Here is a 20,784-nt window from a genome sequence, read left to right as displayed (position 1 = left end):
TAGAGGGATGAACCGTGAAACCGAAAACTTTTTTGCTGGGGTTCGTTGCGTTCTCCGTGCTGTTTGCCGGCCTCGTGATGGCATTTACTTATATCGTGGATCCATTTCAGTATTACCGGAAGGCAACTTGGTATGAGCCTCTGTTCTCCTTGGAAGAGCGCTTCCAGAATCCGGGTCTGGCGAAGAATTATGACTATGATACGATCATTATCGGCAGTTCAATGACGCAAAACTTCGTCCCCTCTTACGTTAACCGGAAATTAGGCGTGCAAACCATGAAGCTTTCCATGGAAGGTTCGACGTCCAAAGAGCATAACCTGATCGCCAATGTGGCATTGAAGACAGGTAAGGTCAAGAACGTGATTTGGGGGCTGGATTATTTCTCCCTGCGCGGCGGCAAGGATAGTGTGCGTGACGACCAGGGCGGCTTTCCGATGTTCTTTTACGATAAGAATCCGTTTAATGATGTGAAATATCTGTTTAATTTGACGACCATGAAGGAAATGGTGAAGATCGGGGACGGGCTGCTGAAAGGCGACCGCAAAGTAAAGAACCTCGATTACTTGAACAACTGGAATGCGTATGCTCAGTATGGGGCGGGCCGAGTTCTGAAAAACTGGCAGACCGCACGGGCGCTGGAAGTGGATTACGGCAAAAATGAGGATTCGCTGGACAGCGTCAAAGAGACGTTTGAGGCGAACATCCTGAATCTGGTCCGAAGCCGCCCCGAAGTTCAATTTCTGTTCTATTATCCTCCTTATTCCGTGCTGCGCCAGGAAGTGTGGTACGACTTGAATAAGAAGCGTTATGAAAATCAGGATTATATGCGCAAATATATGGTAGAGCAGCTTACCGCTTTGCCGAACGTCAAGATGTATGATTTTCAGACCGAAAAAAGCATTACGTTCGACCTGAACCAGTATAAGGACATTTCCCACCATTCCCAAAAAGTGAACGAGTATATCATCGATTCCATCGCACAGGATAGGCACCGGGCTACAGCAGGTAATATCGATGAATTGAACACGGCTTTGAATGAACAGGTGAGAACTCTGGACGTCAGCGTATTCGGCGCCCAAGTCGACACGCCTGCGGTGAAACAATAAAGAAAGCGACTTTCCGTATTAAACTGGTACCCATAGTCTGGACACTTTTTGGAAAAGGTGTTTTAGGCGGTGGGTACCTTATTTTCATTCGCAACTTGAATGTACAAGCTAGACTTTCTTCATGTGATAATCCTGATAATATTCTCCGGCTCTATAAATTATGGACGCAGGGAGTCAAATCCTTCTATAATATAAATCCTTCAATTATGGATCTCAGCCCGTCGGGGTTGCTAATCATGGGTAAATGCCCTGTATTTAATGTCTCGACCCGATGGGGCTGAAAGTTATTAATCATTTTATCCTGTATAGATGTACTAAGCTCATGATCGTTCTCCAGCTTTACATATAATTTAGGCACATCAGGTAGGCCTTCCACCCGTAACTTATCTGTAAAAATCCCTATAGCTTCAGGTATAAATCCCCGGATTACATCATCCGCCTGTTCCTTCGTCAAGTCATTGCATAAACCCCTGCGTATAGCTGACTCCGGAGGCCTTGTCCCTGCCATCCTTAAAATAATAGGCATAAGGTATCTGTTCGGGAACGGCAAGGATGACACGAAGGAACCGCCTATACGCGGAATGACCGCCCCCACTGCTGCAATTCCACATACTCTATCGGGGAAATCCTTGGCAAGTATCTGTGCAAATATACCTCCAATGGAATGAGCCACGATGACAACCCTCTTTATGTCCCACTTATTGAATTGTGATTTAACACAATGAATGTAATGTTCAAGGGACAGCTTGGATCTTTTTGGAATGTCGGCGTCATGAAAAGGAAATTCAATCAATAGATAAGGGTATTTGAATTTCTCTACAACTGGTTGCCATATGGAACTCCTAAGCCCTGCACCATGAATAAAGATGAAACCAATTTCATCTTGCTTGATATCATTCATACAGTACTTCCCTCATTTCCTTTTCTCGAGTATTGATAGCATACCATCAAAACAAGACGAATCCTGTCTTATTTATGTGATAATATGGAAATGAAACAGAGGGAGGAACGGCTAGATGCAAAAGTCAAAACGGCTTATCCGGCTTATTATGATCATCAATGCTAAAAAATCCTTTACAGTGCAAGAGCTGGCAGATGAATTCGGCCTTTCGACACGTACAGTGACAAGAGACCTTCTGGAATTAAGTGAACTGGGCATTCCTATATACTCTGTTCAAGGCCGAGGGGGAGGGTATAGATTATTGCAGGAGAGAATGCTCCCCCCGATCAGCTTTACGGAAAATGAAGCGATATCTATGTTTTTTGCTTATCAATCCCTTGAGCACTTCGGGTCTATGCCCTTTGGGAAAGGAGCACAAACGTCACTGGATAAGTTTTATCATTATTTACCTGGTGATGTGAAACAAAAGGTGGACCGGCTGAAGCATAAAATTACAATTTGGAGTCCGGGGCGGGCAATGTCGCAGGAAGTATTGGAGACGCTCTTTCACGCCATCATGAACAAAAGCGCAGCATCGATTGAATACCAATCCAGCAAGGGCGTCACGGCAAGGGATATTCAACCTGTCGGTCTGTACGCCAGTTCGGGATTCTGGTATTGTCCGGCTTTCTGTTATGCAAGCGGGGAGCTGCGCACATTCAGGGCGGATCGGATTCTGGCTGCGGTTCTCCAGCCTTCTATCCCTTACAGGGAAGAGCTTGAGCAATTCAAAATAAAAGAACAGCCTGTCCATGAAGTATCGGCTCAACTGCTTTTACGTTTAGAATTGACTGCAAAAGGGATATGGCAAATGAAACCGGATCCTAGGATTGGGCCTTTCATTGAAGAGCGCGGGGACGGCAGCGGTTCTGCGGAGGTACGGATCATTGCGGAGGATGTAGCATTTTATACGGAACACATTTGGCAATACGGAGCAGAAGTGAAGATTATTGCTCCCGAGGAAGCGGTCCTTCTTGTAAGGGAGAAGATCAAGAGTGTACAAAAGCTTTACGAAGAACAGCCATCCTCATGATCAGCAATCTTCTTATCCTGCTACTGGCTGCAGGAAATAATCCCCGGCTCGTAAAACTGCATGGATGTCCTTTAGTTTAGGGCCCTCTTTTCTTGTGGGGTGCATGTGTTGAGAGCCATAGGGGGTTGCAATAAAAAAAGAAAGCAGCATAAACGCCGCTTTCTTCGAAGGTAATTTAGATTCTCTCGATCACCTTATCAACCAAACCGTAATCGGAAGCTTCGGCTGCGGACATGAAGTAGTCGCGGTCCGTATCCTTCTCGATACGCTCCAGAGGCTGGCCGGTGCGCTCAGCAAGAATGTGATTCAACTTGTCGCGCATTTTCAGGATGCGTCTGGCGCGAATTTCGATGTCGCTAGCTTGGCCTTCAGCGCCGCCCAGCGGCTGGTGAATCATAACTTCGCTGTTCGGCAGGGCGAAACGCTTGCCTTTAGCGCCTGCTGCCAGCAGGAATGCGCCCATGGAAGCGGCCATACCTACGCAGATGGTGGAGACGTCCGGCTTAATGAACTGCATCGTATCATAGATGGCCATACCGGAAGTGATGGAGCCACCGGGGCTGTTGATGTATATGCTGATGTCTTTCTCAGGATCTTCCGCAGCCAGAAACAGCAGCTGTGCGATTACAGAGTTAGCGACTACATCGTTGATGCCGCTTCCCAGGAAGATGATCCGGTCTTTCAGAAGACGGGAGTAAATATCGTAAGCACGCTCTCCCCGATTGCTTTGTTCTACGACCATAGGAATGAAACTCATGGACTATTCCCTCCTGATAAGTAAGATGGTGCTAATTAGTCAGTATATCCCAATCAGCTAAATATAACCTTATCATACCCAATTCGAATCCAAAGGTCAAGGAAAGTCAAACTATGGTGGATGTTGTTGTCTAAAGGTGGGTATACATAGATGGGGGACAAAAAAAGCCTCGCCAACGGAGCCGATAGACTCTGTTAACGAAGCTTGTATTGGTATGTATGGCGCGCCCGCGAGGAATCGAACCTCGATCTCAGGCTCCGGAGGCCTACGTCATATCCATTGGACCACGGGCGCATTCAGCACAGTAATGAAAATTATAGGACACTATCAGTAAAAAAGCAAGTCTTTCCCCTATGAAAAATATTTACAATTAAAGTAAGCCTATTTTTCGTTCACAAACTTGCAATAGAGAGATGAATTAGTTATCATATTGGTGTGGGACTTAAAATCATCACGTGGGACGTTTTAGGTCCATCTTGAAGGCAGGAGTGAAGAGCGGTTTTGAGAACCTTATTGAATATTCAAAAGCAGCTGCTCCCCGACCTAATAGATGTCTTCCGCACACGCTACCGGATTCTGCACTATGTCATGCTGACCGGCCCGGTCGGCAGAAGAACATTAGCGAATGCCTTGAATATGACGGAGCGTGTTTTAAGGGCAGAAGTAGATTTCCTGAAAGAGCAGGGCCTGGTTGAAATTGAAACTATAGGCATCCGGATCAGCGAATCCGGGGAAAGCCTGTTGCTTGATATGGAATCGGTAGTAACCGAGCTGTTCGGCCTTACGGATATGGAAGACCGGATCCGGCAAGCCTTCGGTATCCAGCAGGTCATCATCGTTCCCGGCAATGCCGACGACGCTCCGCTTGTGAAGCGGCAGATGGGGCATGCTGTAGGTCAAGTGCTGCGCAAGCATGTGCAGCCGAACGACATTATCGCTGTAACCGGCGGTTCGACGATGGCAGAGGCGGCGGACCAGCTGAGCCGGACTACCGCCTGGAAAGGCACCTGGTTCGTGCCCGCGCGCGGGGGACTCGGCGAGAGTCTTGAGTTCCAGGCGAATACGATCGCTTCCATGATGGCGAAGAAGACGGGCGCTCAATACCGTTTGCTCCATGTCCCTGATAATATCAGCGAAGATGCCTATCAATCGCTGATGCTAGAGCCGAACATCCAGGATATTGTACAGCATATCCGCAAAGCCCGTATTGTAATTCATGGAATCGGGGATGCTATGGTAATGGCGAGACGAAGACGTGTCGGCGAGGATACCGTGCGCATTTTGCAAGAAAAAGGAGCGTTAGCCGAGGCCTTCGGTTACTATTTTGACAAAGAAGGCAAGGTTGTGCACCGGACCCTCATGCTTGGACTCCGTTTGGAGGACATCCAGGGCATGGAGCTTGTCGTAACGGTTGCGGGCGGACGCAGCAAGGCGGAAGCGATTCTTTCCGTACTGCGGTTCGGCCACCAGGACGTGCTGATTACCGACGAGGGCGCGGCTCTCGAACTGGTTAAGCACCTCCCCTGAAGGTTAGTTAATCATGACGGGCCTCACCGCCTGTCTTGAGAATAAAAGATTTTTATTTTTAGGAGGAATAACACATGGTTAAAGTAGGTATTAACGGTTTTGGACGTATCGGCAGAAACGTATTCCGCGCAGCTTTGAACAACCCGAATGTAGAGATCGTAGCAATCAACGATCTGACAGATGTAAAAATGCTTGCACACCTTTTGAAATATGACACGACTCACGGCAGATTGAATGCTGATGTGAAACCGACTGAAGGTGCCATCATCGTCAACGGCAAAGAAATCAAAGTCTTCGCTGAGCGCAACCCTGAAAACCTTCCTTGGGGAGAATACGGCGTTGAGATCGTTGTGGAATCCACTGGTATTTTCACAGCGAAAGACAAAGCGTCCCTTCACCTGAAAGGCGGAGCTAAGAAAGTTATCATCTCTGCACCTGCAACAGATGAAGACATCACAATCGTTCTGGGCGTTAACGAAGACAAATACGATCCAGCCGCTCACACTATTATCTCCAACGCTTCTTGTACTACAAACTGCCTTGCGCCATTCGCGAAAGTACTTAACGACAAGTTCGGTATCGTAAAAGGTATGATGACCACAGTTCACTCTTACACTAACGACCAATCCGTTCTTGACCTTCCTCATAAAGACGCTCGCCGCGCCCGCGCAGCAGCTGAAAACATCATTCCTTCCACTACAGGCGCAGCAAAAGCAGTTAGCTTGGTGCTTCCTGAGCTGAAAGGCAAACTGAACGGTATGGCAATGCGCGTACCTACTCCTAACGTTTCCGTAACGGATCTGGTTGTTGAACTGGCTCAAAACGTTACTGTAGAAGACGTTAACGGTGCTCTGAAAGTAGCTGCTGAAGGCCCGCTGAAAGGCATCTTGAACTACTCCGACGAGCCGCTTGTATCGAGCGACTACAACGGCGACCCTGCTTCTTCCACAATCGACGCTTTGTCGACAATGGTAGTAGGCGACAACATGGTGAAAGTCGTTTCCTGGTATGACAACGAGTGGGGCTACTCCAACCGTGTAGTTGACCTGGCTGCTTTCATCGCAAAAAAAGGCCTGTAATCTCATAAAAGCCAACTAGAAGAGGAGAATTCACGTTCTCCTCTTTGCCTAGTTGACACTTTGTTCTCATTACTTAAACATAAGCAAGAGTTGTCTTGGATCCGAAGGAGGAAGCGTAAAGAATGAATAAGAAAAGTGTACGTGATGTAGAAGTTAACGGTAAAAAGGTATTTGTACGTGTCGATTTCAACGTTCCGCTGGAGAACGGCCAAATTACGGACGACACACGGATCCGCGAAACGCTGCCAACGATTAAATTCCTGATCGAGCGTGGAGCGAAAGTGATTCTAGCGAGCCACCTGGGACGTCCGAAAGGCGCTGTAGTAGAAGAGCTTCGCTTAACACCTGTAGCAAAGCGTCTGGCTGAAATGCTTGGAAAAGAAGTAGTGAAAGTGGACGATGCTGTAGGCGAAGGCGTGAAAGCGGAAGTGGCGAAGCTGCAGAACGGCGACGTTCTTCTATTGGAAAACGTTCGTTTCTATGCGGGCGAAGAGAAGAATGATGCTGAATTGGCGAAGCAGTTTGCTGAGCTTGCGGACCTGTACGTGAACGACGCGTTTGGCGCTGCTCACCGTGCACACGCTTCTACCGAAGGTATCGCTCACTACCTGCCGGCGGTTTCAGGCCTATTGATGGAGAAAGAACTGGAAGTACTGGGCAAAGCCCTGAACAATCCGGACAGACCTTTCACAGCAATCATTGGCGGCGCGAAGGTTAAAGATAAAATCGACGTGATCGACAACCTGATCAATCTGGCGGATAACATCATCATCGGCGGCGGCCTTTCTTATACATTCTTGAAAGCACAAGGCCTGGAAATCGGGAAATCTCTCGTGGACAACGAGAAATTGGACCTTGCGCTTAGCTTCATCCAGAAGGCTAAAGACAAAGGCGTAAACTTCTTGCTGCCTACCGATATCGTTGTTACTGACGATTTCAGTCCGACAGCCAATACGCAAATCGTTGATATCGACAGCATTCCTGCGGATTGGGAAGGCATCGACATCGGTCCTGAGACTCGCGAGCGTTATGCTGAAGTTATCAAAAACTCCAAGCTGGTCGTATGGAACGGACCAATGGGCGTATTCGAGATGGAACCTTTCTCCCACGGTACCCGTGCAGTAGGCCAAGCTTGTGCCGAAACATCCGGTTACACCGTCATCGGCGGCGGCGACTCCGCAGCAGCGGCTGAGAAATTCGGCCTTGCCGACAAAATGGATCACATCTCCACCGGCGGCGGCGCTTCCCTGGAATTCATGGAAGGCAAAGCCCTGCCAGGCGTCGTAGCCCTGAACGATAAGTAATCTTTTGTTTCCCCCCCAGCCCAGCTGGTGGAACTAATTTAGCAAATGAACTGTCCTTCGAACAGGTACCGTACCGTAACGGGAGGCAGCAATGTCTGAGCGGAAAGTTTACGGCCGCCTTTAAGATCGATTTCTAACCTTGTTAATGTTTTATACAATAAAAGAAATTGATCTTAACAGCGGTGGAGCCAGATATTGATGCCGGAAGTGCAGGAAACGAAAGTGTCAGGAGGACGTTGTAACTTTTGATAAAGGAAGTGTAACCATGCGTAAACCGATTATTGCAGGCAACTGGAAAATGTTCAAAACCGTTTCCGAATCAACAGCATTCGTAAGCGAAGTGAAAGGCAAAGCAGAGGTTGACGGTGTTGAGAGCGTCATCTGCGCGCCGTTCACCAACCTGCCGGCACTTGTAGAAGCTGTGAAAGGAACAAGCCTGAAAGTAGGCGCGCAGAACATGCACTGGGAAGAAAACGGTGCGTTCACCGGCGAAATCAGCGGCGTGATGCTGAAAGACCTTGGCGTTCACTATGTCATCTTAGGCCACTCCGAGCGCAGACAATACTTCGCGGAAACGGACGAAACCGTGAACAAGAAGACCCATGCTGCGTTCAAGTACGGCATTACGCCGATCGTATGCGTAGGCGAAAAGCTGGAAGAGCGCGAAGCGGGTCAAACCAAAGAAGTGTGCCGCGTGCAAACCGAAGGCGCATTGAAAGGCCTTTCCGCAGATCAAGCAGCGGAAACCGTTATCGCATATGAGCCGATCTGGGCGATCGGAACAGGCAAATCCTCCACGGCTGACGATGCGAACGAAGTCATCGCTTACATCCGTGAAGTAGTGAAAGGCCTGTACGGCGAGCAAACAGCCAATGCGGTCCGTATCCAATACGGCGGCAGCGTGAAGCCGAACAACGTGAGCGAGTACATGCAGCAAAGCGATATCGACGGAGCTTTGGTCGGCGGCGCCAGCTTGGAGCCTGCCTCTTACATCGCACTCGTTGAGGGGGCGAAGTAAGATGTCCAGACCGAAACCGGTAGCATTAATCATCATGGACGGATTCGGGCTGCGCAACGATGTGGTGGGTAACGCCGTAGAACAGGCTAAGAAGCCGAACTACGACCGCTACATGGCGGAGTTCCCCCACACCACGCTTACAGCATCGGGTGAAGCGGTAGGACTTCCGGAGGGACAGATGGGCAACTCCGAAGTAGGCCATCTGAACATTGGCGCAGGTCGGGTCGTATACCAGGATCTGACCCGTATCAGCAAGTCGATCCGTGACCGTGAGTTTTTTGACAACGAGACGATTTTAGGCGCAATCAACCATGCCAAACAGAATAACAAGAAGCTGCACCTGTACGGGCTATTGTCCGACGGCGGCGTGCACAGCCATATTGCGCACTTGTTCGCTCTGCTCGAAGCATGCAAAGAACATAACTTCCATGAAGTGTACATTCATGCTTTCCTGGACGGCCGCGACGTAGCGCCGGACAGCGCGCGCAGCTACATGGAGCAGCTTCTTGGTAAGATCGCAGAGACCGGCGTAGGCAAAGTAGCTACCGTACAGGGCCGCTACTATGCAATGGACCGCGACAAACGCTGGGAACGTACAGAGAAGTCTTATAAGGCGATGGTATACGGCGAAGGCCCGAACTACACGGATCCGATGAAGGCGATTCTGGAGTCGTACGAAAAATCGGTATTTGACGAATTCGTTATGCCGACCGTAATCGTAGACGAAGCAACACAGCAGCCTGTAGGACTTGTTGAATCGAATGACGCCGTCATTTTCTTCAACTTCCGTCCGGACCGCGCGATTCAGCTGTCCCAAGTGTTCACGAACGAAGACTTCCGCGGCTTTGACCGCGGGCCGAAGCCGGCGTTAAACTTATACTTCGTCTGCCTGACGCTGTTCAGCGAATCCGTGCAAGGATTCGTAGCGTACAAGCCAAAGAACCTGGATAACACACTGGGTGAGGTTCTGGTTCAGAACAACCTGAAACAGCTGCGTATCGCCGAAACCGAGAAATACCCGCATGTTACATTCTTCTTCAGCGGCGGACGCGACGTTGAGCTTCCAGGTGAGACGCGCATCCTGATCAACTCCCCGAAAGTCGCTACTTATGACTTGCAGCCGGAGATGAGCGCTTATGAAGTAGCGGAAGCTGCCGTGAAAGAGATTGAAGCCGAGCGTCAGGACGTTATCATCCTGAACTTTGCGAATCCGGACATGGTGGGACACTCCGGTATGCTGGAACCTACCATCCGCGCCGTTGAAGCAACGGACGAATGTGTGGGCAAAGTAGTGGAGGCGGTCCTTGCCAAAGGCGGTGTAGCCCTGATCACAGCTGACCACGGCAATGCCGATATGGTCATCGACGAGAACGGCAAACCGTTCACGGCGCATACGACCAATCCGGTTCCTTTTATTGTCACATCCAAAAATGTTACACTAAGAGAAGGCGGCATTTTGGCTGACATCGCGCCTACGATGCTGGATCTCCTCGGAATTCAGCAGCCGGCTGAGATGACAGGCAAAACCATTATCAAAAAATAATTTTTAAAAACAGGAGTGAACCCGAACAATGACAATTATTTCTGATGTTTACGCACGCGAGGTACTGGATTCCCGCGGTAACCCGACAGTTGAAGTTGAAGTATATCTGGAGTCCGGCGCAGTAGGCCGCGCTATCGTGCCATCCGGCGCATCCACAGGCGCTTACGAGGCTGTTGAGCTTCGTGACGGCGACAAATCCCGTTACCTGGGCAAAGGCGTTCTGAAAGCTGTTGAGAACGTGAACGAAATCATCGCTCCGGAAATCATCGGTTTGGATGCATTGGACCAAGTAGGCGTTGACCAAAAAATGATCGAGCTTGACGGTACGCCGAACAAAGCGAAACTGGGCGCTAACGCAATTCTTGCTGTTTCCATGGCAACAGCACGCGCTGCAGCTGAAGCTTTGGATGTGCCTCTGTATGTTTACCTTGGCGGATTCAACGCTAAGACACTTCCGGTTCCTATGATGAACATCATCAACGGCGGCGAGCACGCGGACAACAACATCGACGTTCAAGAATTCATGGTTCTTCCTGTAGGCGCTGAGAACTTCAAAGAAGCTCTTCGCATCGGCGCAGAGATCTTCCACAGCCTGAAAGGCGTTTTGAAAGAAAAAGGCCTGAACACAGCTGTAGGTGACGAGGGCGGTTTCGCACCGAACCTGGGATCCAATGAAGAAGCTCTTCAAACGATCATCGCTGCTATCGAAAAAGCAGGCTACAAGCCAGGCGAAGATGTATTCTTGGGTATGGACGTGGCTTCCACCGAGTTCTTCAAAGACGGCAAATACCACCTGGAAGGCGAAGGCAAATCCTACACTTCCGCAGAGTTCGTTGACTTCCTTGCTGCTTGGGTAGACAAGTACCCGATCATCACGATCGAAGACGGCTGCTCCGAAGACGACTGGGAAGGTTGGAAGCTGCTGACTGAGAAACTGGGCGGTAAAGTTCAATTGGTTGGTGACGACCTGTTCGTTACAAACACAGAGCGCCTGAGCCAAGGTATTGAAAGAGGCATCGGTAACTCCATCCTGGTAAAAGTAAACCAAATCGGTACGCTGACTGAAACTTTCGACGCTATCGAAATGGCAAAACGCGCTGGTTACACTGCAGTAATCTCCCACCGTTCAGGTGAGAGCGAAGACAGCACGATTGCTGACATCGCAGTTGCAACGAACGCCGGCCAAATCAAAACGGGCGCACCTTCCCGTACAGACCGCGTAGCGAAGTACAACCAATTGCTTCGCATCGAAGACGAGCTGGCTTATGTAGCTCAATACGCAGGCCAAAAAGCTTTCTACAACCTGAAGAAGTAATTCAATTCACATAGAGAAGGCCCGGGAGTACATTCCCGGGCTTTTTTCATAGGTTATCGGCATTGCTTAAGGGCATCCCTTTATGATAGAATAAGAGTGCTGAAATTTGGGCTCTAGGAAATCGAATGAGGTGGAACCATGGAAATCTTTTTGAGAGTGTTATTGATCATATTTTCTCTAGGACTTATTGCAGCCGTTCTTCTGCAGAAGGGCAAGAGCGCAGGCCTATCCGGTGCGATTTCCGGCGGTGCGGAGCACTTATTCGGTAAACAGAAAGCACGCGGTATGGAATTGTTCTTGGAGCGCCTGACGATGGGATTGGCGGCAGGATTTTTCATACTTACCATAATCGTGGCTTACGTCACGAAGTAATGAAACGTGAACGGCAGGGGATACTAAGCCCCTGCCGTTCTTTTTTTTGTTTATAAAGCGGCAGGGGGCGTTAAATACTTTGCATATGCGGTATTTTACCATCGTCGGTAAAGGGGAAATGGAGATATGGAACGGATTTATAAAACGCCGGATCCTTTTTTTCTCGATGGCCATGGAGATCGGAAGCGTCATGGGGTGCTGCTGATTCACGGGTTCACGGGCTCTCCGGCAGAACATAGGAAACTAGGCTATTTTCTGAATGACGAAGGCTACACGGTAAATGCAGTTCAGCTTCCCGGACATGGCAAAACACCTGAGGAGATGAGCTTGACCGGATGGAACGATTGGTGGGGACATGCTAAGGAATCTTTTCTAGCCATGGAACAAGAGGGATATGATTCCTTAAACGTGGTCGGTTACTCCATGGGCGGTCTGCTGGGGCTCAAATTGGCTCAAGAGTTCAAGGTGAACTGTATGATCTCCTTGGCTGCTCCCATTTTTGTGAATCGGACAAGGATTCTGCTTGCAGCGTTAGTGAACCAGATGGTGAACTCGTTTCAAAAGGGACCTAAAACGAATGATTTTGAACGTATGTTTACGTATTCGACTACGCCCATTCCTTGTGTATTCAGTTTGCAAAAGTTGATGCAGCAAGTAAAGTCCACTTTAGCCCATGTGAAAACACCTTTGATGGTAGCCCACGGCATGAAAGATGTGGTGGTGCATCCACGAAGCGCCTCTTACATTTATCATAATGTTTCTTCCCCAAACAAGAAGCTGGTGTACTACCCTTATGCCACTCACGGTATCCTTCATGATTCAGAGCACGAGAACGTGTATCGGGATATTGTCGGTTTTTTGCAGTCGGCGGCGGGCAAGGAGGATGCAAATCAGCTTTTTCGTGTATACTAGATAGTATATATTTGCCATCATTACAAAATAGACAGACGCACTAATGCATATGGCATGTGTTCAGGAAACGGATGAGGTGACAAACCATGATAACAGAGCAGCAGCTGCTCGAATTGATGATGTCGGACGATTACAAGCCGATGACTTATCAGGAAATTGCGCAGCATTTTGACGCAGAGGGCGCCCAGAAATTCAGGGAGCTTGTACAGACATTAAACGGATTGGAAGAAGAGGGAAAAGTATTTCGTTCCCGAGGGGACCGTTACGGGATTCCGGAGCGTATGGGTTTGGTGAAAGGGAGGCTGCAAGCTCACGCCAAAGGCTTCGGCTTCCTGATTCCCGAGAACCGGGAGCATCCGGATGTATATATTAATGCCAGCGATCTGAAAAGCGCGATGAACGGCGATACCATTCTTGTTAAAGTTACGCACCGGAGCGCATCGGGCGGTAAATTGGAAGGGGAAGTCGTGACGATTGCCAAGCGGGCAGTTACGCAGATCGTAGGTACGTTTCAGCACCATGAAACCTATGGCTTCGTGCTTCCTGACGATAAGAGGATTAACAGGGATATTTTCATACCGCAGCCGTCGATGAAAGGCGCTGTAGAAGGACAGAAAGTGGTAGTTAAGATCGTGAACTATCCGGAAGGGCGTTCCGCGGCTGAAGGCGAAGTCGTTGAAATTTTGGGCCACAAAAATGATCCTGGTGTCGATATCTTATCCATCATCCGTAAGCATGGCTTGCCGGAAGCTTTTCCGGAGGATGTCATGGCTGAAGCGGAGCGGGCGCCGGAATCGATTACCGAGGAAGAGATTGTACAACAGGGACGCCGTGATTTGCGCGGAGAGCGGAATATCGTCACCATTGACAGCGAAGATGCCAAGGACTTGGACGATGCGGTTCAGGTGGTTCGACTGGAAAACGGGAACTATAAGCTGGGCGTACATATTGCGGATGTAGGTTATTATGTGCGCGAAGGGTCCAAGTTGGATCAGGAAGCATATAACCGGGGCTGCAGCGTGTATTTGGTGGACCGGGTAATTCCGATGCTGCCGCACAGGTTGTCTAACGGGATTTGCTCTTTGAACCCTCAGGTGGACAGGCTGACGCTATCTTGTGAAATGGAATTTGAACCGGATACGCTTAAGGTCGTTAATCATGAAGTGTTTACCAGTGTCATTAAAACCGCCGAGCGGATGAGCTATAATAATGTCCGGAAAATCGTAACGGGTGAAGCTGATGAAGAACTGTTGAACAGGTATGCCGGTCTCGTGGATGATTTCAAACTGATGGAAGAACTGGCCATGAAGCTTCGGAAGCGCCGGATGAACCGCGGGGCGATTGATTTTGATTTTCAGGAGTCCAAGGTGCTGGTTGATGAAGAAGGCAAGCCTACGGATATCGTAAAGCGGGAACGTTCGATTGCCGAGATGATTATCGAGGAGTTCATGCTCGCGGCCAACGAAACGGTAGCGGAGCATTTCCACTGGCTGAAGGTGCCGTTCCTGTACAGGATCCATGAGGATCCGGATCAGGAGAAGCTGATGAATTTTGCGGAGTTTATCGTGAACTTCGGGTACCATCTGCGGGGAAAAAGCAATTCGGTACATCCTAAGGCTTTGCAGGGTTTGCTTGAAGAGATTAAGGGAACCAAGGAAGAAACCGTTATTTCTACGGTAATGTTGAGATCCATGAAACAAGCGAAGTATGATTCGGAGAGTACGGGGCATTTTGGTTTGGCGGCAGAGTTTTATTCTCACTTTACGTCTCCGATCCGTCGTTACCCGGATTTGGTCATTCATCGCGTGATCCGTGAAGTGCTTGATAATGGCGGTCATTTGTCGGACAAAAGGCATGAGTATTTAACCGGCCGGATGCAGGACATCGCCCAGCAGTCATCGGAGCGCGAGCGTGTGGCTGTGGATGCGGAGCGGGATACCGACCAGTTGAAGAAATGCGAGTTCATGCTGGACAAAGTCGGCGAGGAATTCGACGGCATCATCAGCAGCGTAACCGGCTTCGGGATGTTTATTGAGCTGGAGAACACCGTGGAAGGCTTGATTCGTCTGGCTGATATGACGGACGACTATTATAACTTCCACGAGAACCAGCTGGCGCTGATCGGCGAACGCACGTCGCGCATGTTCCGCATCGGCGACGAGGTGAAGATTCGTGTGGCTCGCGTCAGCATGGACGACCACACGATCGACTTCGAGCTCGCCGAGATGAAGCCCCGCTCGACGAAGGATAAGATCGTCGAGCGGTTTACCGGACGCGGCGCCCGTGAGGGGCGCGGCGGCGGCAATGGCCGCGGCAGCCGGGAGGGCGGCGGGCGCGGGGGTTCGGCCGCGTCTGCGCGCAGCGGACGCGGGGGAGCTGCCTCGTCCGAGCGAAGCGGACGAGGGCAAGGCGGGAGTCCTTCGGGCGAAGGCACGAAGGACAACAGCTACTACGCCGAGCGCCGCAGGAAGGCGAAGGCGGCGAAGGCCGCCGGCGGTGCCGCGGGATCTGGCGGCAGCGGCGGGGGCCGCTCCGGCGGCGGCGGGCTGAAGGCCGTCGCCAAGCGTGCGGGCAAGCGCAAGAAGAAGTAGCGCTTGCGAACCGGAGTACCAAACGCGTAAAGCCATTCTCTCCGCTTGATTCCTCAGGCGGAGGGTGATACAATTTACTCCTGAGCCGGTGATTCGCGGGTTGCGGGGACGGTTAAAGTCCTTGTAATGCGGCGGCGGTTCGGGAGTAATTTTCGTTTAAGGGAGTGAGGACATGGGTAAGAAGAATGACGGCAAACAACTGGCCCAGAATAAGAAAGCTTCCCATGACTACTTCATCGAAGACACGTTTGAAGCGGGCATGGTGCTGACAGGGACGGAAATCAAGTCGGTAAGGGCGAGCAAGGCGAACATTAGCGACGCTTTTGCTACCATCCGGAACGGCGAGATGTTCATCCACAACATGCATATCAGTCCGTTTGAGCAAGGCAATCGGCACAATCCGACAGATCCTACGCGGGCGCGGAAGCTGCTGCTGAAGAAAGTTGAAATTCACAAACTCATGGGTCTGTCGAAACAGGAAGGTTACACGATTGTGCCACTGAAGATTTATGTGCGCAACGGGTACGCCAAACTTCTGGTCGGTTTGGGCCGAGGGAAGAAGAATTACGATAAGCGTGAGACGGCGGCAAAGAAAGATGCTCAGCGTGACATCCAGCGTGCGCTTCGAGAGAAGCAGAAGGTGGCGCGGTAATTTTTTCAGGTTGCTTGTGAGAGTTAGGTTGATATTCCGGTTACAGTGGTGACCTCGGTTTCCATTAACATTTTGTGAAGAAATGAAGGGACCTGTGATATACTGTTGTTGTAGTACTTTTGTGTATGAGTTTCGTGATTAATGCGGCTCATGCTCAACATCCCGGGGGCGTTCTTGGATTCGACGGGGATAGTTTGAGCATCGGTTGCGGGTAGTGGGGACGCGTCCGCTTCATCAACGCTAAAGCCTATTAAATGGCAACCAACGTACAACTTTAGCAGCAGCTTAATAACCTGACTGTTAAGCTTCTACCTTACATCGCCCATGTGTTTGGATAGGGGCTCACTTTAGTGGGATACGCCGGTAGGTCTCCGCCTGGGGTCTACCGGAAGAAGACAATCAGGCTGACCTAGGACGAAGCCGGTTACGGGGCGTCAGCCTAGGTGACATCAAAACTGTGACTACACCCGTAGAAGCCGGTGTGGCGATATCTTCGGACAGGGGTTCGACTCCCCTCGCCTCCATCGAAATACAAAAAAGCATCGATCTTAGGATCGATGCTTTTTTGTATTCAGAGGACTACGAGGGGAGGCGAAGCCCAGGAAGGGGTTCAGTCCGCGCGGACTGGAGCGAAGCGAAGGGAGCACGGCATCGATATCTACCTCTAAGGTAGTCATCGGCGAGTAAGCATCGTCAGCCAGTTCAATCAGGATTATCGATACTCCCCTCGCCTCCATACCAATGAAAAGCACCCAGTAGGGTGCTTTTTTCATTAGTATGAGAGGGGAGGAGAACCCCTTGGGGTTCAGTCCGCGCGGACTGGAGCGAAGCGAAGGGAGCACGGCATCGATATCTACCTCTAAGGTAGTCATCGGCGAGTAAGCATCGTCAGCAAGTTCAATCAGGATTATCGATACTCCCCTCGCTTCCATACCAATGGAATGCACCCAGTAGGGTGCTTTTTTCATTGTATGAGAGGGGAGGAGAACCACTTGGGGTTCAATCCGCGCACAGAAAGCGGTTATGGTTGCGTCTAAGCTACCAAAGGCATTCACCTTTTTTAAGGCAACCATATAGATTTTATAAAATTTAATTGTTGATAATTTATTTAGACTATTATATGATGACTTCAGATCAGTTGTACACAAATTAATTTAACAAAACTAATTGGAGGTTGTAATCATGAGCGCATTATACACAGCTACTGCAACAGCACAGGGCGGAAGAGAAGGGCAAGCGGTAACCGACGATGGAAGGCTGAATGTGTCGTTAGATATGCCTAAGGAACTGGGAGGAGCAGGAGGCGAGGGGACGAACCCTGAGCAGTTATTCGCTGCGGGATATGCTGCCTGCTTCGAAAGTGCGCTTGCACTGGTGGCACGCCGCCAGAAGGTAACAACTGAGGGAGCCGCGGTTACAGCGCAAGTATCTCTGTACAAAGACGGGGAGGCCTTCAAACTAGGGGTGGAACTGAATGTCTACATTCCGGATCTGGAGTTTGAAGAAACAGAAAAGCTGGCTCAAGCGGCCCATCAAGTTTGCCCTTATTCCAGAGCTACACGCGGCAACATCGACGTAACGATTCAGGCTGTAGGAAAGCAATATGTTTCTTTCTAAAACCATATCAGAGCCGGCATCTTAGGATGCCGGTTTTTTTGTGTCGCTACAGATCGCCGCCCCATAGATGTGATCTATGGATGACGTAAAATATATTTATTACTTGTATAGCTTCTTTTTGTAATATAGTGGATTCAGGAAAGTGAAACAAAGCTTGCTATTCGAAACCGCTATGTGCACATGGCAACATCAAGAGATTTTCATCCATTGTATTGAAAAGGAGACAGACCTACATGGCTATCAAATTTAGTTATTCCAGCGCATTACCCTTTCTGCAGCAGCATGAAGTGGATTACTTCGATAAGTTCGTAAACGCGGCTCACCATATGCTTCATGAGAAGGAGGGTCCGGGATCCGATTACCTCGGCTGGGTGGATCTACCCCTTCAATATGACCGTGATGAGTTTGAACGGATCAAGCAAGCCGCCGAACGGATCCGCAGCCATTCTGATGCTTTAGTAGTTATCGGCATCGGGGGTTCCTACCTCGGCGCGAGATCCGCCATCGAAGCGTTATCCCATACATTCCATAATCAGATGAGCGGCAACACACAAGTATATTTTGCGGGGCAGAACATCAGCTCCACCTACATGACTCATCTGCTGGAACTGCTGGAGGGCAAAGAGATTTCCCTCAATGTCATTTCCAAGTCCGGGACTACAACAGAACCGGCTGTCGCGTTCCGCATTTTGAAAGAACATATGGAAAAGAAATACGGCAAAGAGGAAGCGAAAAAGCGCATCTTTGCTACAACCGACGCATCTAAGGGCGCTTTGAAGAAGCTTGCCGATGAGGAAGGGTATGAAACCTTCGTAATTCCGGACGATGTTGGCGGCCGATATTCCGTATTAACTGCCGTGGGGCTTCTCCCGATCGCAGCTGCAGGACTTGATATCGATCAGATGATGGCCGGCGCCGCCGCCGCAGCCAAAAAATACAACAATCCCGACCTTGCTTCCAATGAGAGCTATCAGTACGCGGCTGTCCGCAATGCACTCTACCGCAAAGGCAAAACCATTGAGTTGCTGGTGAATTATGAACCGTCGCTGCATTACGTCTCCGAATGGTGGAAACAGCTGTTCGGCGAGAGCGAAGGTAAAGACCAGAAGGGCATATATCCGGCATCCGTAGATTTTACAACTGATCTGCATTCGATGGGACAGTACATCCAGGAAGGACGCCGAGATCTGATCGAGACGGTGTTGTCCGTGCAAAAACCGAAGGTCGAGCTGGCCATACAGGAAGATAAGGGCAACCTGGACGGCCTAAATTTCTTGGCAGGCATGACGATGGACGAGGTGAACAAAAAAGCGGCCGAAGGCACACGGCTGGCCCACGTTGACGGTGGAGTACCTAACCTGATCGTCGAGCTGGACGAGCTTACGGAATACACTTACGGAGAAATGGTGTACTTTTTCGAAAAGGCATGCGGGATCAGCGGGCTGCTTCTTGGCGTGAATCCGTTTGATCAGCCGGGTGTCGAGGCGTACAAAACCAATATGTTCGCACTGCTTGGCAAACCCGGTTTCGAAGCGCAACAGGAAAATCTTCTCAAACGCTTATCCGCAGAAAACTAATAAAAGGGGACATGAAACATGAATAAACAGCAAATTGGCGTGGTCGGTCTCGCTGTCATGGGAAAGAATTTGGCACTTAACATAGAAAGCAAAGGGTTCTCAGTTTCCGTTTTTAACCGCACTCCTGAGAAAACGAACGAACTTGTTGCAGAGTCTCAGGGTAAAAATCTGGTTGGCACCTTCAGTGTTGAAGAATTCGTGCAGTCGCTGGAGACACCCCGCAAAATTCTGATCATGGTAAAAGCAGGCCAGCCAACGGACGATACCATCAACCAGCTTGTTCCTTACCTGGATGAAGGCGATATTCTGATTGACGGAGGTAATGCGTTTTTCCCGGACACTCAGAGAAGAAATAAAGAACTGCAGGCCAAAGGCTTCCGCTTTATCGGAGCAGGGGTTTCCGGCGGAGAAGAGGGTGCGCTGAACGGTCCTGCCATTATGCCGGGCGGGCAGAAGGACGCATATGAACTTGTTGAGCCCATCCTGACTGCGATTTCCGCAAAAGTAAACGGCGACGCTTGTTCCACGTACATCGGACCCGAAGGCGCCGGGCATTATGTGAAAATGGTGCATAACGGCATTGAGTACGGCGACATGCAGCTGATCGGGGAAGCGTATCAGCTTTTGAAAGACGTGCTGGGCGCATCGGCGGAAGAACTTCACGAGATTTTCAGCGAGTGGAACAAAGGTGAGCTGGACAGCTACCTGATCGAAATTACAGCCGATATTTTTTCCAAAACCGATCCGGAAACGGGCAAACCTATGGTGGATGTGATCCTGGATGCGGCAGGGCAGAAGGGAACCGGTAAATGGACAAGCCAAAGCGCGCTGGATCTGGGCGTTCCCCTGCCGATCATTACGGAATCTGTATTCGCCCGCTTTATTTCCGCGATGAAGGAAGAGCGTAAAGCGGCAAGCAAGCTTTTAAAAGGGCCTGCACAAGCGAACTTTGACGGCGATAAGAAGGAATTCGTTGAATCCGTTCGCAGAGCGCTTTTTGCAAGCAAGATCGTTTCCTATGCGCAGGGCTTTGCCCAAATGAGAGCCGCGTCCGAAGAATATAACTGGAACCTCGAGTATGGCAGCATTGCGATGATTTTCCGCGGCGGCTGTATCATCCGCGCAGGCTTCCTTCAAAATATCAAGGATGCATATGACCGCAATCCGGAACTGAAAAACCTGCTGTTGGATGAATATTTTGGCGGGGTCATGGAGAATTACCAGGATGCTTGGAGAGAGGTTATTGCTCTAGCTGTGAAAAGCGGAATTCCGGTTCCTGCCTTCGCTTCGGCGCTCGCTTATTATGACAGCTACCGTTCGGAGAGACTGCCGGCGAATCTGCTGCAGGCGCAACGTGATTATTTTGGGGCGCATACGTTTCAACGTCTAGACAAAGAAGGTACATTCCATTTCCAATGGATGGACGCTTCGAATTGAACAT

At 50.0% G+C, this 20,784-nt stretch carries 18 protein-coding genes, 1 tRNA gene and 1 other RNA gene; 16 read left to right on the top strand and 4 right to left on the bottom strand.

All coding sequences use genetic code 11. The features are described from left to right. The first annotated feature begins 14 nt into the window (after positions 1-14). Complete coding sequence (locus ACFSUF_RS16430) at positions 15-1,106, top strand: hypothetical protein (RefSeq protein WP_377604389.1); 1,092 nt, start codon at positions 15-17, stop codon at positions 1,104-1,106. 184 nt (positions 1,107-1,290) lie between these two features. Here the strand turns inward: ACFSUF_RS16430 and ACFSUF_RS16425 are convergent, their stop codons facing one another. Then, positions 1,291-2,007, bottom strand: a complete 717-nt coding sequence (locus tag ACFSUF_RS16425; RefSeq protein ID WP_377604388.1) for an alpha/beta fold hydrolase — start codon at positions 2,005-2,007, stop codon at positions 1,291-1,293. 115 nt (positions 2,008-2,122) lie between these two features. On the opposite strand from ACFSUF_RS16425, the gene ACFSUF_RS16420 reads away from it, so the two are divergent. Continuing rightward, complete coding sequence (locus ACFSUF_RS16420; RefSeq protein ID WP_377604386.1) at positions 2,123-3,079, top strand: helix-turn-helix transcriptional regulator; 957 nt, start codon at positions 2,123-2,125, stop codon at positions 3,077-3,079. A gap of 175 nt (positions 3,080-3,254) precedes the next feature. Here ACFSUF_RS16420 and clpP read toward each other — a convergent pair whose 3' ends face one another. Further along, positions 3,255-3,836, bottom strand: coding sequence for an ATP-dependent Clp endopeptidase proteolytic subunit ClpP (gene clpP, locus ACFSUF_RS16415; protein ID WP_377604383.1), 582 nt, complete (start codon positions 3,834-3,836; stop codon positions 3,255-3,257). 219 nt (positions 3,837-4,055) lie between these two features. After that, positions 4,056-4,130 (bottom strand) — tRNA-Arg (locus ACFSUF_RS16410). Positions 4,131-4,337: 207 nt separating this feature from the next. Between ACFSUF_RS16410 and ACFSUF_RS16405 the strand changes: the two genes are divergently transcribed. From ACFSUF_RS16405 to ssrA, 11 genes are all read left to right on the top strand, one after another. Further along, positions 4,338-5,363 carry a sugar-binding transcriptional regulator gene (locus tag ACFSUF_RS16405; protein ID WP_377604380.1) on the top strand — a complete coding sequence of 342 codons (1,026 nt, stop codon included), beginning with the start codon at positions 4,338-4,340 and terminating at the stop codon, positions 5,361-5,363. 74 nt (positions 5,364-5,437) lie between these two features. Beyond that, a complete protein-coding gene (gene gap, locus ACFSUF_RS16400) occupies positions 5,438-6,442 on the top strand; it encodes a type I glyceraldehyde-3-phosphate dehydrogenase (RefSeq protein ID WP_377604378.1) in 1,005 nt (334 codons plus the stop codon). Between the two features lie 122 nt (positions 6,443-6,564). After that, a complete protein-coding gene (locus tag ACFSUF_RS16395) occupies positions 6,565-7,746 on the top strand; it encodes a phosphoglycerate kinase (protein ID WP_377604375.1) in 1,182 nt (393 codons plus the stop codon). A gap of 265 nt (positions 7,747-8,011) precedes the next feature. Continuing rightward, a complete protein-coding gene (gene tpiA / locus ACFSUF_RS16390) occupies positions 8,012-8,764 on the top strand; it encodes a triose-phosphate isomerase (RefSeq protein WP_377604373.1) in 753 nt (250 codons plus the stop codon). A gap of 1 nt (position 8,765) precedes the next feature. Beyond that, positions 8,766-10,307 (top strand): 2,3-bisphosphoglycerate-independent phosphoglycerate mutase, encoded by a 1,542-nt coding sequence (gene gpmI / locus ACFSUF_RS16385; RefSeq protein ID WP_377604371.1) that lies wholly within the window; start codon positions 8,766-8,768, stop codon positions 10,305-10,307. Between the two features lie 28 nt (positions 10,308-10,335). Continuing rightward, a complete protein-coding gene (eno, locus tag ACFSUF_RS16380) occupies positions 10,336-11,622 on the top strand; it encodes a phosphopyruvate hydratase (RefSeq protein ID WP_377604369.1) in 1,287 nt (428 codons plus the stop codon). A 138-nt stretch (positions 11,623-11,760) separates the two neighbouring features. Beyond that, on the top strand, positions 11,761-11,994 hold the full coding sequence (gene secG / locus ACFSUF_RS16375) for a preprotein translocase subunit SecG (protein ID WP_377604367.1): 234 nt from the start codon (positions 11,761-11,763) through the stop codon (positions 11,992-11,994). Between the two features lie 126 nt (positions 11,995-12,120). After that, entirely contained in the window at positions 12,121-12,906 is a 786-nt protein-coding gene (locus ACFSUF_RS16370; RefSeq protein ID WP_377604365.1) for an alpha/beta hydrolase, read from the top strand. Between the two features lie 86 nt (positions 12,907-12,992). Further along, complete coding sequence (gene rnr / locus ACFSUF_RS16365; protein WP_377604363.1) at positions 12,993-15,497, top strand: ribonuclease R; 2,505 nt, start codon at positions 12,993-12,995, stop codon at positions 15,495-15,497. Between the two features lie 172 nt (positions 15,498-15,669). Continuing rightward, positions 15,670-16,149: an SsrA-binding protein SmpB gene (gene smpB, locus ACFSUF_RS16360; protein ID WP_377604361.1), complete on the top strand. Its 480-nt coding sequence runs from the start codon at positions 15,670-15,672 to the stop codon at positions 16,147-16,149. Between the two features lie 164 nt (positions 16,150-16,313). Then, positions 16,314-16,676: a transfer-messenger RNA gene (gene ssrA / locus ACFSUF_RS16355) on the top strand. Positions 16,677-16,697: 21 nt separating this feature from the next. Here the strand turns inward: ssrA and ACFSUF_RS16350 are convergent. After that, on the bottom strand, positions 16,698-17,081 hold the full coding sequence (locus tag ACFSUF_RS16350; RefSeq protein WP_377604359.1) for a hypothetical protein: 384 nt from the start codon (positions 17,079-17,081) through the stop codon (positions 16,698-16,700). A 250-nt stretch (positions 17,082-17,331) separates the two neighbouring features. Between ACFSUF_RS16350 and ACFSUF_RS16345 the strand changes: the two genes are divergently transcribed. From ACFSUF_RS16345 to gndA, 3 genes are all read left to right on the top strand, one after another. Next, positions 17,332-17,766, top strand: coding sequence for an organic hydroperoxide resistance protein (locus ACFSUF_RS16345; protein ID WP_377604356.1), 435 nt, complete (start codon positions 17,332-17,334; stop codon positions 17,764-17,766). A gap of 233 nt (positions 17,767-17,999) precedes the next feature. After that, positions 18,000-19,343 (top strand): glucose-6-phosphate isomerase, encoded by a 1,344-nt coding sequence (locus ACFSUF_RS16340; RefSeq protein ID WP_377604354.1) that lies wholly within the window; start codon positions 18,000-18,002, stop codon positions 19,341-19,343. Positions 19,344-19,361: 18 nt separating this feature from the next. Further along, on the top strand, positions 19,362-20,780 hold the full coding sequence (gene gndA / locus ACFSUF_RS16335; RefSeq protein WP_377604352.1) for an NADP-dependent phosphogluconate dehydrogenase: 1,419 nt from the start codon (positions 19,362-19,364) through the stop codon (positions 20,778-20,780). Positions 20,781-20,784: the final 4 nt, after the last annotated feature.

Origin of the sequence: Paenibacillus gansuensis, assembly GCF_042684925.1 — a bacterium.
GTDB classification, from domain to species: domain Bacteria; phylum Bacillota; class Bacilli; order Paenibacillales; family DY6; genus Paenibacillus_N; species Paenibacillus_N gansuensis.
This window is presented reverse-complemented; position numbering and strand designations above follow the sequence as displayed.

What these genes read in the sequence shown, in the direction of transcription:
- ACFSUF_RS16425 (WP_377604388.1), bottom strand. Translation starts at nt 2,007, where the DNA reads ATGAATGATATCAAGCAAGATGAAATTGGTTTCATCTTTATTCATGGT.
- ACFSUF_RS16420 (WP_377604386.1), top strand. Translation starts at nt 2,123, where the DNA reads ATGCAAAAGTCAAAACGGCTTATCCGGCTTATTATGATCATCAATGCT.
- clpP (WP_377604383.1), bottom strand. Translation starts at nt 3,836, where the DNA reads ATGAGTTTCATTCCTATGGTCGTAGAACAAAGCAATCGGGGAGAGCGT.
- gap (WP_377604378.1), top strand. Translation starts at nt 5,438, where the DNA reads ATGGTTAAAGTAGGTATTAACGGTTTTGGACGTATCGGCAGAAACGTA.
- ACFSUF_RS16395 (WP_377604375.1), top strand. Translation starts at nt 6,565, where the DNA reads ATGAATAAGAAAAGTGTACGTGATGTAGAAGTTAACGGTAAAAAGGTA.
- tpiA (WP_377604373.1), top strand. Translation starts at nt 8,012, where the DNA reads ATGCGTAAACCGATTATTGCAGGCAACTGGAAAATGTTCAAAACCGTT.
- gpmI (WP_377604371.1), top strand. Translation starts at nt 8,766, where the DNA reads ATGTCCAGACCGAAACCGGTAGCATTAATCATCATGGACGGATTCGGG.
- eno (WP_377604369.1), top strand. Translation starts at nt 10,336, where the DNA reads ATGACAATTATTTCTGATGTTTACGCACGCGAGGTACTGGATTCCCGC.
- secG (WP_377604367.1), top strand. Translation starts at nt 11,761, where the DNA reads ATGGAAATCTTTTTGAGAGTGTTATTGATCATATTTTCTCTAGGACTT.
- ACFSUF_RS16370 (WP_377604365.1), top strand. Translation starts at nt 12,121, where the DNA reads ATGGAACGGATTTATAAAACGCCGGATCCTTTTTTTCTCGATGGCCAT.
- rnr (WP_377604363.1), top strand. Translation starts at nt 12,993, where the DNA reads ATGATAACAGAGCAGCAGCTGCTCGAATTGATGATGTCGGACGATTAC.
- smpB (WP_377604361.1), top strand. Translation starts at nt 15,670, where the DNA reads ATGGGTAAGAAGAATGACGGCAAACAACTGGCCCAGAATAAGAAAGCT.
- ACFSUF_RS16350 (WP_377604359.1), bottom strand. Translation starts at nt 17,081, where the DNA reads ATGGAAGCGAGGGGAGTATCGATAATCCTGATTGAACTTGCTGACGAT.
- ACFSUF_RS16345 (WP_377604356.1), top strand. Translation starts at nt 17,332, where the DNA reads ATGAGCGCATTATACACAGCTACTGCAACAGCACAGGGCGGAAGAGAA.
- ACFSUF_RS16340 (WP_377604354.1), top strand. Translation starts at nt 18,000, where the DNA reads ATGGCTATCAAATTTAGTTATTCCAGCGCATTACCCTTTCTGCAGCAG.
- gndA (WP_377604352.1), top strand. Translation starts at nt 19,362, where the DNA reads ATGAATAAACAGCAAATTGGCGTGGTCGGTCTCGCTGTCATGGGAAAG.